Origin of the sequence: Mucilaginibacter robiniae, assembly GCF_012849215.1 — a bacterium.
Taxonomy (GTDB): domain Bacteria; phylum Bacteroidota; class Bacteroidia; order Sphingobacteriales; family Sphingobacteriaceae; genus Mucilaginibacter; species Mucilaginibacter robiniae.
Map to the genome: position 1 here is coordinate 1,125,170 of NZ_CP051682.1, position 14,818 is coordinate 1,139,987.

The 14,818-nt window shown below is 42.3% G+C and carries 8 protein-coding genes; 6 read left to right on the forward strand and 2 right to left on the reverse strand.

Annotated features, from left to right (window positions below; genetic code table 11):
- Window positions 1–237 precede the first annotated feature (237 nt).
- Entirely contained in the window at window positions 238–1,317 is a 1,080-nt protein-coding gene (locus HH214_RS04955; RefSeq protein WP_169606286.1) for a sensor histidine kinase, read from the forward strand.
- Between the two features lie 224 nt (window positions 1,318–1,541).
- The gene (locus HH214_RS04960) at window positions 1,542–4,391 is read left to right on the forward strand and encodes an outer membrane beta-barrel protein (protein ID WP_169606287.1); all 2,850 of its coding nucleotides are present in this window, start codon (window positions 1,542–1,544) and stop codon (window positions 4,389–4,391) included.
- Window positions 4,392–4,413: 22 nt separating this feature from the next.
- Here HH214_RS04960 and HH214_RS04965 read toward each other — a convergent pair whose 3' ends face one another.
- Together HH214_RS04965 and HH214_RS04970 are read right to left on the reverse strand one after the other, a co-directional pair.
- The gene (locus tag HH214_RS04965; protein WP_169606288.1) at window positions 4,414–4,872 is read right to left on the reverse strand and encodes a MarR family winged helix-turn-helix transcriptional regulator; all 459 of its coding nucleotides are present in this window, start codon (window positions 4,870–4,872) and stop codon (window positions 4,414–4,416) included.
- Between the two features lie 97 nt (window positions 4,873–4,969).
- A complete protein-coding gene (locus HH214_RS04970; RefSeq protein WP_449288824.1) occupies window positions 4,970–7,501 on the reverse strand; it encodes a DUF5686 family protein in 2,532 nt (843 codons plus the stop codon).
- 712 nt (window positions 7,502–8,213) lie between these two features.
- Here HH214_RS04970 and HH214_RS04975 point away from each other — a divergent pair.
- The 4 genes from HH214_RS04975 to HH214_RS04990 all read left to right on the forward strand — a co-directional run bounded on the left by HH214_RS04975 (window position 8,214) and on the right by HH214_RS04990 (window position 14,735).
- Complete coding sequence (locus tag HH214_RS04975) at window positions 8,214–8,804, forward strand: TetR/AcrR family transcriptional regulator (RefSeq protein WP_169606289.1); 591 nt, start codon at window positions 8,214–8,216, stop codon at window positions 8,802–8,804.
- Between the two features lie 58 nt (window positions 8,805–8,862).
- The gene (locus HH214_RS04980; protein ID WP_211166311.1) at window positions 8,863–10,062 is read left to right on the forward strand and encodes an efflux RND transporter periplasmic adaptor subunit; all 1,200 of its coding nucleotides are present in this window, start codon (window positions 8,863–8,865) and stop codon (window positions 10,060–10,062) included.
- Window positions 10,063–10,131: 69 nt separating this feature from the next.
- Entirely contained in the window at window positions 10,132–13,284 is a 3,153-nt protein-coding gene (locus HH214_RS04985; protein WP_169606290.1) for an efflux RND transporter permease subunit, read from the forward strand.
- Window positions 13,285–13,325: 41 nt separating this feature from the next.
- Window positions 13,326–14,735 (forward strand): efflux transporter outer membrane subunit, encoded by a 1,410-nt coding sequence (locus HH214_RS04990; RefSeq protein ID WP_169606291.1) that lies wholly within the window; start codon window positions 13,326–13,328, stop codon window positions 14,733–14,735.
- Window positions 14,736–14,818: the final 83 nt, after the last annotated feature.

Genomic DNA, 14,818 nt, shown 5'->3' on the forward strand with positions numbered 1-14,818 from the left:
GAGTAAAAGATTTTACTTTTAACCCTATATAACGGCATTTAGTACTAGCCGGCAAGAGTTTATAGACCAACACCTGTTTTGTGTAGATAATTAGCCTCTATAGCCATTAACATCACCTTTTTAATGACTGATTGTGAAGTTCCATAACAGGCATACAACCGGGTTCGTCGTCGCAATCGGCAGGCTTATCTCATTCGTGTGGCATCCTGATAAATTCTGATTTTATTTGTACAACGTATGAAAAAACTTATTGGTAAACCTTGGCTTTACAACACGATTCCGGTAGTGATATGGTTTTTGCTGCTGGTACTGCCGTTTTTATCAGGGCCAGCCAACATACCAGCCGAAGCACACCGCCATTTTTTAATTACTACAGTTACCTCCAATTTTTTACTGTTGTGTATATTTTATGTTCATACCTATTTTATTTATCCGTTACTCAGTAACAAAAGCACAGGCTGGTATATTGTATCCAACCTGGTTATTGTAGCCTTATACTTATTGTATTGGAAATTGCTAGTAGCCGTACCGCATCAAGCTTATGAATTTTCGCACCAAGCCGATTCGAGCCACATGGCACACCAACAATTTGGCCCTCCTCCAGGCGGACCGCGCTACTACATGCCGATACTATCGGTATTTATTGCTTTACTATGCAGCTTCTGCTACCGTGTAATACTGGATGATGCCTCACGGCGCCAACTGTTGCAGGAACGCGAAACGGTGCATTTGCAAACCGAGCTAAACTTTTTGCGGTCGCAAATCAGTCCGCATTTTATGTTTAATATTTTAAACAACCTGGTGGCGCTTGCCCGCAAAAAATCTGATGAGCTGGAACCTGCCATTGTTAACCTATCGCAGCTTATGCGCTACATGCTTTATGAGAGCGACGATAACAAGGTGCAACTAACCAAAGAAATTGAATATTTGAAAAGCTACATCAAATTGCAAATGCTACGCTTTGGCAACGAGGTTAAAGTACACCTTAATGTATCAGGCAACCCCGACCTATACACCATTGAACCTATGCTGCTGATTCCGTTTGTGGAAAATGCTTTTAAACACGGCACCGGCATGATTGAGCAACCACTAATTCTGATTTCATTAAACATACAGGAAGATGAGAACCGAACGCTTCAGTTTAAGGTAGTTAATGCCATTAGTACGCTGGATGTATCAAAGGATAAAAGCTCGGGCATTGGTTTAAGCAATGTACAACGTCGATTAGCTATATTATACCCCGGCAGGCACAGCCTGAACATATCCAGCCAGAACAACTCTTTTACTACCGAACTTACCATTCACTTAGGCAGCTAACCTGGCCTCATCTGGTTTTCCTGCAAAATGCTGTCGTGGTAAAAAGTGTAGTGGTCGCTACATTTTACCGGCTGGTATATTTTGTTTTTAGCGGTGTATGCTGATACCTATTCTTGTATCATTCTTTCACCTCAGCTCCGCGCCGTAACTGTTACCTACGCCACCGGGACCTCCCTAAATTAAGGTACGCAGTTACTGGCAAAGAGCATTTTAATTACCAGGCCTTGAAGCAGCTATTGTTATTTATTACTCTCGTTTTTATCACGAAACTTTCTTTTGCACAAACCACGCGCGAAGTAACAGGCGTAGTTAAAGATTCAACCGGCATTACCCTGCCAGGATCAACCGTTAAACTAATTGCCGGCCATGATAGTGTTACTACAGTTACCAATGCCAATGGGGCTTTCAGCTTTCCGACAGTTAAAAACAATCAATTCATAATCCGGGTATCTTCCATCGGTTATATTGCTTACCAAAAGCAGTTTTCATTTGCAGCCGATAACAAATCGGTAAATACAGGCACCATTATTTTAAAAACAGAATCTACCCTGCTTAAAAGTGTAACCATTACCGATGTTAACCCCATAAAGTTAAAAGAAGACACTACCGACTTTAATGCCAATGCTTATAAAGTAAGGGAAGGTGCACCTGTTCAGGATATGTTAAAAAAGCTGCCGGGTGTTGATGTAGATAAAGATGGCAATGTAACGGCACAGGGTAAAAGCGTAACCAAAGTTCGTGTAAACGGCAAGGATTTTTTTGGCGGCGACCTAAAAACTGCCACCCAAAACTTACCGGCCGATGTGGTACAAAATATACAGTTGATTGATGATTACGGCGACCAGGCTAACTTAACCGGCGTAAAAAGTGGAGAGCCCGAAAAAATATTGAACATCACCATTAAACAAGATAAAAATTACGGCTACTTTGGCCAGGCAACGGTGGGCGATGGTTCAGATGCCCAGAAAGCTATAGCCGGTAAAGATGAAGATAACCGCTACGTAGCATCAGCCAACGTATTCAGCTTTAAAGGCGACCGCCAGCTGGCATTATTAGGCAGCTTTAACAACACCAATACCAACCTGTTTAGCTTTGGTTCGGGTGGGCCTCGCAGCGGCGGCCCTGGCGGGCCTCCACCAGGTGCAAGTTCCACTTCAAACACCAACGGTATTACCACTACACGCTCATTAGGTTTTAACTACCGCGACTCTTGGGGTAAAAAAATTACAACTTACGGTAGCTACAGTTTTTCAGATAATACTACCAATACTATCAGTTCCAGTATCCAGAAAAATAATTCGCTTACCTCGCCTACTATCAATAACCAGAGTAATAATCAAACCGACGAAAAGATTAACCATCGCTTTAATTTCAACATAGAATACAAAATTGATTCGGTAAACTATTTGAAAATAACGCCAACCGTTACTTATGCGGGTATCAACACCGATTTAACCCAAAGCAGTACATTGCTTCGCAACAGCCAAACCATTACTGATTACACTTTGGCTTCCAGCTTAAATTCATCAGCGCCTAACTTTGGGGGTAATGTATTATACAATCATCGTTTTAACTCACACGGGCGTAATTTCAGCATTAATGCCAGTGCGGGTTCCACCAAGCTTACACAAACCCAAAATCCTGTTTACAATTACTTAACGGGTACAGCTAATGCACCTACCAATCAGCTCATCAGCACCAATGTAAAACTGGATAGTGTAAGTACCAACCTTTCTTACCTGGAACCACTCAGCAAACGATCATTCCTGGAACTTACGTATGCCTATCACTATGCTTATACTACTTCAGATAAAGAAACCGATACGCTTACCACTGCCAACACCCGTAACCGTTATGATTTGCTGAGCAACGATTACAATTATACCTTTATCACCAACCGCTTTGGCTTGAACTATCGGTTTATTGAGAAGAAATATAATTATACGTTAGGTATAGCTGCCCAACCGGCTATACTTAATGGACATTCGGTAAATACAAGTACAAATACGCACGTTACTACCTTTAACATAGCTCCTACAGCTCGCTTTATTTATAATGTATCGCGCAGCCAATCGTTCAGCTTAAACTACAATGGCGCCAGCAACCAGCCTACTTATAATGAATTGCAGCCTGTTATCGATTTTTCAAACGCTTCCTATCCGGTGCAGGGTAACAGCTCTTTAAAGCCAGAATTTAATAATAACTTATCTATTCGCTATAACCAGTTTAATTTCCAATCAGGCAATGTGTTGTTTACTAACTTATCATTCACCAAAACAGATAATAAGATTGTAGCTAACAGTATCACTTACCCGCAGGTGTACACACCTAACCCCAAACTGGCCGGAACTATACTTACTCAGTACTTAAATGCTGATGGCTTTTATTCAGCTTCTGGTTTTTACATGTATGCCAAGCCTTGGGAAAAACGTAAATACACGTTATTTGTTAATGGTAACGTTACTTACAACAATAACATTTCATACATTAGTAATGTAGATTCGGCTACGTATGCGATGAACACGGCAAAAAACATTGCCAAAAACCTGATCCTTACACAAGGCACACGCTTCCGGGTAGATATAACTGATATTATTGATGCCGAAGCTAATGCCAGTTACAGCATTACCAAAACGAACAATTCGCTACCGCAAAATAACAGCAACAACAACTTCAGAACTATCAACCTGGGAGTAAGTGGTAAAAACTACTTCTGGAAAAACTGGGTACTGAGCTATGACTATACCAAAACCATTTACAAAGGCTACCAGGGTGCTACCAACCCCAACATTCTGAATGCTTATGTAGAGCGTCGTTTTCTGAAACAAAATGTGGGTACCCTACGGCTATCTGCTTATGATTTGTTTAACCAGAATACCGGATTTACTACCACCCAAACCGGTAGCTATGTTACCCAAACACAAGCTAACCGCTTGGGCAGATATTATCTGCTATCGTTCACGCTAAGGTTGCAAAAGTTTGCCGGTAAACGCCCCGGCCCGGGTGATGGGCCAGGTGCAGGAGGTCCGCCGCCTGGAGGAGGCATGGGTGGCCCGCCGCCTGGTGGCGAATAATTGCGGGTTGTATTAAAACACTTTAGTAGTTCTCAATACCGCCATTATGCTGTTCATGAAACTTGATGAGTTTCTGCATTACATCAACAGCAATTTCATAGTTTTTAATACCTACCTGCTTTTTATATTGCTCTTCTAACTCGAATACCTGCGAATGCAGGTATTCATATAATTTTTGCCCATTAGGCGTCATGTACAGCATAACGCTACGCGCATCGTTAGGGCTTTTTTCACTTCTCACCAAACCATCGGCCTCCAGTGCTTTCATTATTTTACTGGCTGCCTGTTTGGTTACATTCAGCTTGCCTGCTAATTCGTTGTTAGATACACCTTCTGTACCAATGCTCATAAACATAGGCAAATGTGCATTGTTAAAACACTGGGCGCCACAGCACAATCGCTTATTAGCCCACTCCTCGGTGTGGCGCTTTAATAAGTAAACCAGTTTAACAAGCACATCTTTGGGTTGCATGATTTTCATAATATACGTACTCCTGCTGGGAGGATACCCTCCTTGGGGTTTGTTGCCCTACTTAGGCTAAACGTTATAAAAGCCAGCTAAGTTTACGAACATACTATTAAAAATCAAATTTAATCATGGTTCTGATGCCCCATGCAGGTGCGCCGGGGTTATCCAGGTAGGTAAAGCGGTGAACCAGGTCAACGCGCAACAGTTTGAGGATATTACCTACACCCACACTACCTTCTACATAAGGGCCATTATTTAGTGTATAAGTACCTGCCGAACCTGAACCATTTAATGGAAAGCGCAGCAATGATGCATTATTAGCCGGATTATTCTGGCTTCTTACTCCGCCCCATAAAGCTTTAACATCCACAATTTCGCGCCATTTTAACTTTTTGAATAGTGGCACCTTGTTAAAGAAAAACCCGTTAAAGTTATGGTCGATGTTGATGCTGGCGTAATGATCGCTTACAAACTCTAGGAAGTTCATGAGGTTATACGATTGTAGCTGAAAAGCATACGTTTGGTTGGCATGATGAATATCCAACAGCGGGAACGGTATGCCATTGCCAAATATATAATTACCCTCGGCAGTTACATCAGTATAACCCAGTTGCGATAAGTAAAAGCGTTTATTGATGTTGGCTGTAACATTCTGGTAATTATAATTACCACCCCATAAGCCGTTAATGCCCTGGTTATAGCGTAAAGTAAATATAGGATATCGGTCGATGATGGGCGTACGGTATAATTTACCTTGATAAAACCTTTCGTGAGGAGCATAACGTAACTCCAGCGATACTTCTGAAGTATGCACTTCATTTACATTACTTAGCTGGGCACCTACCAAATTTTTAAAGTACAAAGCTCCGGCAGGACTCTGATCCCATTTTTTGAAGCCTACATGGTATGAAAAATGGTTTTCAAACTCATGCACATAATCTAACCTGAAAATATTGTTGTATAGCCAAACATCATTATTACCACGCTTAAAGGATAGCAAAAAGTTATCTTCCTCCACAAACTGCAACTCCTGACCCGGTATTTTAGTGTCATGCTGATAGCTGGCCCGAACATAGCTTTGCGGAAAAGCGTAAATAGATTTATTGTTGAGCGAATAAGTAGAACTTAGAAAATATTTAAACTGCTGGTCGCGGGTACCGTAAGCACCGTAAGTTTCAAAATAATACCGCTTGCTGAACTCTGGCGTACTGCGGCCACCTAAACGCCCTCTGAAACCTTCCACCGGGTTAAAGCTGTAAAAAGTATTAACCGGTCCTACTTCAAACGGCCCCAGATTTTTATAACCAGCCACAAAAAGCGTTACCAAATCAGCCGTGCGTTTGAAGGACGGGATGGTTTGCAGGCTATCAATATTTTTATAGATGCCGGCCTGTGCTGGCGGGATGGTATCAGGGCGGCTCATGGTCCAGTACTTATCATCTTTACTATCCGAGTTCATGGCATATACTTGTGCGGGGCCATCATACACTTGCTTAGCTTGCACTTTATTCACCATAAAGCTATCCAGAATCACTTTACGTTCGCCGTAAATACCGCCGCCTTTGTTTTTATTGATACCAAACTCCATTTTCAAATCACTTTGGCTCAAGTGGTACTTGCCGTCGGCGTTTTTTTCAAAAGCCAGGGTGGTTTGCATCTGGCGCACAAAGTTTAGGTTGATGTTTTTGTTTACCGTAAGCAAAGCGCGCTCTACCGCATAGTTGCCATCCATAGTTACGTACAGCTTACCTTCAAACAGCAAATCGTTGGTGTTGCGTGGTGTAAAGCTTAGCTCAATCAACTGCGGCGACTGATCTTTCAGGGTATCGGTGATAAAAAACTTATAAAAATCCGGCGAATGATCGGCGATAGGACTTAACAGTTGATTGGTAACCAATGAAACGTTGTTATCGTAAATATTAATATCCTGGTACAAACGGTTGAAATAAGCCGATAAACCCTGGTTATCAATAAACTTTTCATCGTACTTTACCTGCTTGGTGCCTTCAATAATTTGCTTTTTGGCATAAGGCGCCTTGCGGTAATAATTTTGCGATAATTTTTCTTCCATATAAATAGGCAGCAGGTTTTTACCCCCTATAGCGGTTGAATCCTGCTCCTGAAACATGAACTGATAATTTTTAAATAAGCGCTTGTTCTTGAACTTTTCTGATAGGTTGCTCAGGTAAAAGTTCATGCGCTCGTACTGGCGGTATTCGGCATAATTATAGTTTTCCAGTCGGTTCTGGTTTTTATGTGCAATTACTTTTCGAATTAACTCCACCGCGGGGTTACCTTTATTATGGTATTTGGATTTCTTGCCGGCTTTTACCACTACCTCGTTCAGTACTTGCTTATCTTCCCACAAGGCAATGTTCACCATTTGTTCTTTGCCTGCCTCAATAGTTTTCAATACCGTTTTATAACCTACAAACGATACTTTCAATTGCGTATAGTGGCTATCAGTAGCAGTTAGGGTGAATTTACCTTGGTCGTTAGTACTAGCAGCGCGCGTACTGCCGGCAAATGCAACCGTTACATAGCCTAAAGGCTCGTGTGTTTTAGCATCCGTAATGGTACCTTTTACTACGGTGTTTTGTGCAGTAGCTGCCAAGCTAAAACCCAGCAGCACCAACAGCATAGTACAACCTTTCAGCAAGCCCGAAGCATCATGAAACTTAGTAGATACTGATTTGTGAAACAGATGAGAAAGGCTATGGCGCATTGCTACCAGTTTGCTGTTGCTCCAAAACTGCAATACTACAACCAGGGAAATGAAAAAGCTGGTGATAGCAAAAAAGTAATTTCGAATTAGTAGTAAAATAAAATCAGCACTGATGTTTTCAGCGCCAGGAAAGCTTTGTTTTACTACTTCATTAGCTGCACCTTTAAACAAACCTGTAAGTGATGAACTAGAGGCGGCCTTAGAAACAATTAGAAAAATATAATTTAGGTTGAGTGCATTCATAAAAATCAAATTAACGCAACAAATGTAAACTAAGTTGACTATATTGGTCAACTTAGTTTACATTTGCAACTAATTAATGACACACAGATTATACAAGCACCTCTTTCTTATGGAAACAAATTCAAACAATACCACTAATTTCTATCATTAGAAATATTTAATAATGAGTTAATTATATAATTATATAAGTTGATTAATTAGAACAAATTTACCAACACACCCTTAAACACAATACACTATGCCAACAAATAGCGCAATTTATAAACAGCATAAAGCAACTATTCAGCAAATAGAATAATACATAAAGATGAAGATTGTCTGACATTTGAATTTCAACATTTACCGTCTTTTGCCTGACGAAAATGTCAAACAAGAAAGTAAAACTATGGGCGTAAGAGATACCGGCGCCGAACAATTAATTAAAGATACTGCCAAACGCATATTTTTTTCCGAAGGCAAATTAAACGCCACCACGCAAGACATTGCGGATGCAGCAGGAGTAACAAGAACATTGGTTAATTATTATTTCCGCTCGAAAGATGTGCTGTTTGAAAAGGTATTCCAGGAAGCTATAGGCGAAACTTGCCAGCGCATGGACGAGGTTTTAGCCTCTACGCTGCAGTTCAAAAAAAAGATTGAAAAGTTCATTGAGCTGTTTTATGCCGAATTAGTGGCTTACCCCTATAAAGAAGCATTTATGATTAGTGAAATTAACGCACACGGTTATGTAACACCCGAAAAAGAGCGTTCGCCGGTACTAGCGGGGTTTCTGAAAGAAATACAAATGGAGATGGATAAAGGCACCGTAAAGAAAATGAAGCCTGTTAATTTCATGGTAAACCTGTTTTCGTTGATGGCTTACCCACTGCTTACCCGCACCCTGTTTCAATGGCTTTTTGAGTTAAGCGCCCAGCAGTATGAAAAGCTGCTTAACGAACGTAAAAAAATGATTATTGATATTCTATTTATTAACTAAACGGCTTTACTAAAAAATAACCCTTACTCAGCAACTTAAATTATCAACATACATATTCATGAACTCCCCCTTAATAAAAATGCAAAAGAGCAACCTTTTAACTTCAGTAACAGTTATAGCTACTCTCCTATTTTCATCGTGCGGCGGTAAGCAAGACCAAGCAGGCGGTGCGGGTCCTATGGGCGGTCCGCAGGCGCCGCAGAGCTACCAGGTATTTACCGTGTCTAACCAGTCGGCCACTTTGAACTCCGATTATCCAGCCACCTTACAAGGTGAGCAAAACATTGAGATACGCCCTAAAGTGGATGGCTTTGTGGATAAAATTTACATCGACGAAGGTTCGGTGGTTAAGAAAGGACAATTACTTTTCAGAATTAATGCACCACAGTACACGCAGGAAGTTAACACTGCCGCAGCAGCCATCAGCAGCGCGCAGGCCGATGTAAGTGCAGCCCAGTTACAGGTCAACAAAGCCAAACCACTGGTTGAAAAAGATATCATCAGCCATTATGAACTGGAATCGGCTCAATACACCTTACAGGCACGTAAGGCAGCCTTAACGCAAGCCAGAGCAGCTTTATCTAATGCCCGCACTAACCAGGGTTATACTACTATTACCAGCCCGGTTAATGGTGTGGTTGGTACCTTGCCTTATAAAACCGGAAGTTTGGTAAGCAGTACCAACGCACAGCCGCTTACTACTATATCAAACATCGGTAAAGTATATGCTTACTTTTCATTGAACGAAAAGCAACTACTTGATTTTTCAAGAACGGTGAAAGGTCGTTCTCTCAACGAAAAACTAGCCAATACACCACCAGTAACCCTGATTTTGGCCGACGGCAGTACTTACCCAGACAAAGGCCGCGTTGAAACTATTGGTGGCTTAATTAGCACCGAAACTGGTTCGGCAAGCTTTCGGGCTACCTTCCCTAACCCGGTTGGTTTGCTGCGCAGTGGTAGCAGTGCTTCGGTACGCATTCCGCAACAAGTTAAACAAGGCATTCTGGTTCCTCAAAAATCAACTTACGAGTTACAGGGTAAACACTTTGTATATGTAGTTGACCAGAGCAACGCCGTAAAAAGTGTAGAAATCGAGATTATGGATTTAGCAGCCGGCCAATACTATGTGGTAACCAGCGGCTTAAAAAATGGCGACCGCGTGGTGTATGATGGCACCAGCTCGTTACAAGATGCGGTTAAAATAAAACCTGAACCGATGCAGGACAGCCAGGTTTATCAAAACCTAAATCAATAACCGATACCTAATTACCAGCGGTTATTGCTATAAGCATCCGCTTTAAACTATTCAGCTTAAACAACTCGTATGTTACGCAAATTTATTGAAAGGCCGGTATTATCTACCGTTATATCGGTCATTATCGTTATACTGGGTATATTGGGGCTTACCTCGCTTCCCATATCTGAATACCCCGAAATTGCACCGCCAACGGTGCAGGTTTCTGCATCATACACTGGTGCCAACGCCGATGTAGTAATGAACAGCGTTATTGTTCCGTTGGAGGAACAGATAAATGGTGTGGAGAACATGACCTACATGACCTCGACCGCCAGTAATGATGGTACAGCCAACATTACCGTTTACTTTAAACTGGGTACCAACCCCGATTTGGCGGCGGTTAACGTACAAAACCGGGTATCAAAAGCTACGCCTTTGCTGCCTGCCGAGGTAACCAAAGCGGGTGTGACTACTGCTAAACAACAAAGCAGTATGGTGATGGTGTTTGCCATTTCCAGTTCAAATAAATCTTACGACCAGACTTTCTTACAGAATTATGCCAACATCAACTTGCTTCCGCAATTAAAACGTATTAATGGTGTAGGTGATGCCAGCGTATTTGGCCAGCAGGATTACTCGATGCGTATTTGGCTGAAGCCTGATGTCATGGCCACTTATGGTTTGGTACCTGATGATGTTAATGCCGCCTTAGCTGAACAAAATATTGAGGCTGCTCCAGGTAAAATTGGTGAAAACAGCAATCAATCATTCCAGTATGTATTAAAATACAAGGGCCGTTTAAAAACACCTGCGGAGTTTTCCAACATTGTAATCCGATCAGGCACTAACGGGCAATTGTTACGCTTAAAAGACGTGGCACGTGTTGAACTTGGTTCTTTAAGTTATGCGAGCAACTCTCAAACTAATGGTAATCCTTCTATTGCCGTTGCCGTTTACCAAACTGCAGGTTCCAACGCGCACGAGATGATTAAGCAGTGCGAAGAAACTATTGCCAATGCTTCAAAAAGCTTCCCGGCTGGTGTTAAAGCTATTCCAATTTTTAGTGCAAACGAATTCCTGGACGTATCTATCGAAAAGGTAATTCATACACTGATTGAAGCTTTCGTATTGGTATTTATTGTAGTATTCGTTTTCCTGCAAGATTTCCGTTCTACTTTAATTCCGGCTATTGCAGTACCGGTAGCTATTGTGGGTACCTTCTTCTTCCTGCAACTATTCGGCTTTACCATCAACTTATTAACCTTGTTCGCCTTGGTACTGGCTATTGGTATCGTAGTGGATGATGCTATTGTGGTTGTGGAAGCGGTACACGCCAAACTTGACCATGGCGCACAATCAGCCAGAGCGGCAACTACAGAAGCCATGAGCGAGATTAGCGGCGCTATTATTTCCATTACGCTGGTTATGGCATCCGTGTTTATTCCGGTTTCTTTTATTACCGGTTCTAGCGGTGTGTTTTATAAACAGTTTGGTTTAACGCTGGCCATATCAATCTTGATTTCGGCAGTTAACGCGCTAACCTTAAGTCCGGCACTTTGCGCATTGTTATTAAAGCCACATGCCGAAGGCGAGCATCATAACACCAGCTTTTTACACCGTTTTTATACTGCTTTCAACACCGGCTTCGATGCCATGACTGAAAAATACAGACGTTCAGTTAAATTCCTGTCTGCTAAAAAATGGATTGCTGTAGGTGCTATTGCCGTATTTGGCGTGTTGTTCTGGTTCTTGTTAAAAATTACACCAAGCGCATTCGTGCCTAACGAAGATCAAGGCTTTATTATCGGTGATATCTCTTTACCACCATCCTCTTCTTTAGAGCGCACCACTGAGGTAGCTAACCAAGTAGCCAACATTGCAAGCAGCTTGCCTGAGGTTGAATCGGCTACACGTATTGCTGGTCAGGGCATCTTAAGTGGCGCGGGTGGTTCTTACGGCGTAATCTTCATCAAGCTTAAACCGTGGGATCAGCGTAAAGGTAAAGAACACGATGTGAATGCCGTAACGGGCAAACTATTCGGCATGACCGCAAGCATTAAAGCGGCTCGTATTTTGTTCCTGGTGCCACCATCATTGCAAGGTTTTGGTAACAGCAGTGGTTTTGAGTTCCAGTTGCAGGATAAAACCGGCGGCGATATCTCTCACTTTGTGGAAGTAAACGGCAAGTTCCTGGCTGCGTTAAACAAACGCCCGGAAATACAATATGCTACTACCTTCTTCAATACTAACTTCCCGCAGTACCAGGTTGATGTTAATGTGCCAAAATGTAAAGATGCCAATATCCCGGTAAGTTCGGTACTAAGTACCCTGCAAGGATATTACGGTGGTTTATATGCTTCAAACTTTAACGAGTTTGGTAAGCAGTACCGTGTAATGATTCAGGCTGATGCTGCTTATCGTGGTACTCCCGAAAGCTTGAACAACATATATGTTCGCACTAATAATGGTGTGATGGCTCCGATATCAGAGTTTGTAACCTTGAAAAGAGTTTACGGTCCGGAATCTATAAAACGCTTTAACCTTTACACTTCCATCTCTATTACTGGTGCGCCTAAACCGGGCTACAGCTCGGGTGATGCTATTAAGGCAATACAGGAAGTTGCCGCGCAAACCTTGCCTGCAGGTTATGGTTACGAGTTCTCGGGCCTGACTCGGGAAGAAATATCAGGCGGCAGTCAAACTATCTTCATCTTTATGCTGTGCTTGGTATTCGTATACTTCCTGCTTAGTGCACAGTACGAAAGCTACATTCTGCCGTTTGCCGTATTGTTATCACTCCCAATTGGTTTGGCCGGAGCGTTCCTGTTTGCAAAAATATTTGGTGTTGAAAACAACATCTATTTGCAAATTACACTCATCATGCTGATCGGCTTGCTTGCCAAAAATGCCATCCTGATTGTAGAGTTTGCTGTAATGCGCCGCAAAAATGGTTTAAGCATAACGCAGGCCGCCATTGATGGTGCGGTAGCTCGTTTACGCCCTATCCTGATGACCTCTTTCGCTTTCATCTTCGGCCTTGTTCCGCTGATGCTGGCATCAGGTGCGGGTGCAGAAGGTAACCGTTCTATTGGTACCGGTGCGGTAGGCGGTATGCTTATCGGTACCATATTCGGTGTATTTGTAATTCCGGCGCTGTTCATCATCTTCCAGACCCTACAAGAGCGTATAGGTAGAAAACCTGAAGCTGTAGTTGCTCATGAACATGCCGAAGCATTATAATAAGATAACAGGATTTCAACCATTTGATAAGAACACAAGAAATGATTCATTCCTATAAAAAGCAAATATTTACAGCGCTATCCGTAGCGATGGTATTTGCTTCCTGCGTCACCAAGAAATACCAACAACCTGCACTTAAAACGGTTAATGTGTTTCGGGACACAACAATTACTGATAGCACAAGCATAGCTGACCTACCGGTCAATCAACTGTTTACCGATACGGTATTACAAAACCTGATTGCAGAAGGCATCAGAGAAAACCTCAACCTAAAAACGGCCATACAACGCATTAACGAGGCTGAAGCTAACTTAATACAGGCCAGAGCGGCTTATCTTCCAAGTGTATCTGGCTTTGCCCAGGCTACCCGGGCAAAACAATCGGCAGCCGGTTTAAACTTTCCACCTGAATTTGCCAGTTCTTTCAACCTAACCACTACTACCTACCAATTAGGGTTAAGTGCAAGTTGGGAAGCAGACATTTGGGGTAAGTTCAGCAGTACCAAACGTGCAGCGCTGGCTACGTTCCTGCAAAATGACGCCGCTAAAAGAGCAGTACAAACCCAATTGATTGCAGACATTGCCAACAATTATTATAACCTGCTTGCCTTAGATAAGCAACTTGCTATTACCGAAGAAACGCTTAAAAATCGTATCAGTGAGGTAGAAACCATGAAAGCGCTAAAAGAAAGCGCAGTGGTTAACGGTGCAGCTGTGGTACAAAGCGAAGCCAACCGTTATGCTGCAGAGGTTACTATACCAGATTTGAAAAGAAGTATTCGCGAAACCGAAAACGCCTTGTCTATTTTATTGGCAAGAGCGCCGGGCAGAATCAATCGCGCATCTTTAGCTGACCAAAAACCTTACGAGAACCTTTTGATTGGCGTTCCTTCTCAGCTGTTAAGAAACCGTCCGGATGTACAGGAGTCAGAATATGCTTTCAGAAGTGCATTTGAAAACACCAATTTGGCTCGTACCTACTTCTACCCTTCGTTAACTATCAGCGGTCAGGGTGGTGTATCTGCTTTAAAGATTAAGGATCTTTTTGAACACTCTTTATTTTACAACGTAGTAGGCGGACTAACTCAGCCTATATTTAACCGTGGCATCAACAAGGCCCGTTTACGTGTAGCGCAGGCTCAGCAACAGGAAGCTTACTACAGCTTCCAGCAATCTTTACTCACTGCAGGGCAAGAAGTATCAAACGCTTTATATGCTTACCAAACTGCGGTAGAAAAGCAAACGTCAAGATCAAACCAATTAAAGGCGCTTGAAAAATCGGTTGATTTTACCAAAGAGTTGTTGCGTTACAGCTCAGCAACCAACTATACCGATGTATTAACCTCAGAACAAAGTTTACTTTCGGCTCAATTAAGCAGCATAAACGACCGTTTGCAACAGCTTCAGGCGGTTGTAAACCTGTACCGTGCTTTAGGCGGCGGCTGGAAATAATTCATTTTATTTTACTGATGATAACAAAAAGGGAGGTCCTGCTAGCAGGCCTCCCTTTTTTCTTGTATTAACTGCTAAACTGT

Excerpts from the sequence above, each read along its gene's own strand:
- HH214_RS04955 (WP_169606286.1), top strand. The coding sequence starts at position 238 with ATGAAAAAACTTATTGGTAAACCTTGGCTTTACAACACGATTCCGGTA.
- HH214_RS04965 (WP_169606288.1), bottom strand. The coding sequence starts at position 4,872 with ATGAAAATCATGCAACCCAAAGATGTGCTTGTTAAACTGGTTTACTTA.
- HH214_RS04970 (WP_449288824.1), bottom strand. The coding sequence starts at position 7,501 with ATGCTGTTGGTGCTGCTGGGTTTTAGCTTGGCAGCTACTGCACAAAAC.
- HH214_RS04975 (WP_169606289.1), top strand. The coding sequence starts at position 8,214 with ATGGGCGTAAGAGATACCGGCGCCGAACAATTAATTAAAGATACTGCC.
- HH214_RS04980 (WP_211166311.1), top strand. The coding sequence starts at position 8,863 with ATGAACTCCCCCTTAATAAAAATGCAAAAGAGCAACCTTTTAACTTCA.
- HH214_RS04985 (WP_169606290.1), top strand. The coding sequence starts at position 10,132 with ATGTTACGCAAATTTATTGAAAGGCCGGTATTATCTACCGTTATATCG.
- HH214_RS04990 (WP_169606291.1), top strand. The coding sequence starts at position 13,326 with ATGATTCATTCCTATAAAAAGCAAATATTTACAGCGCTATCCGTAGCG.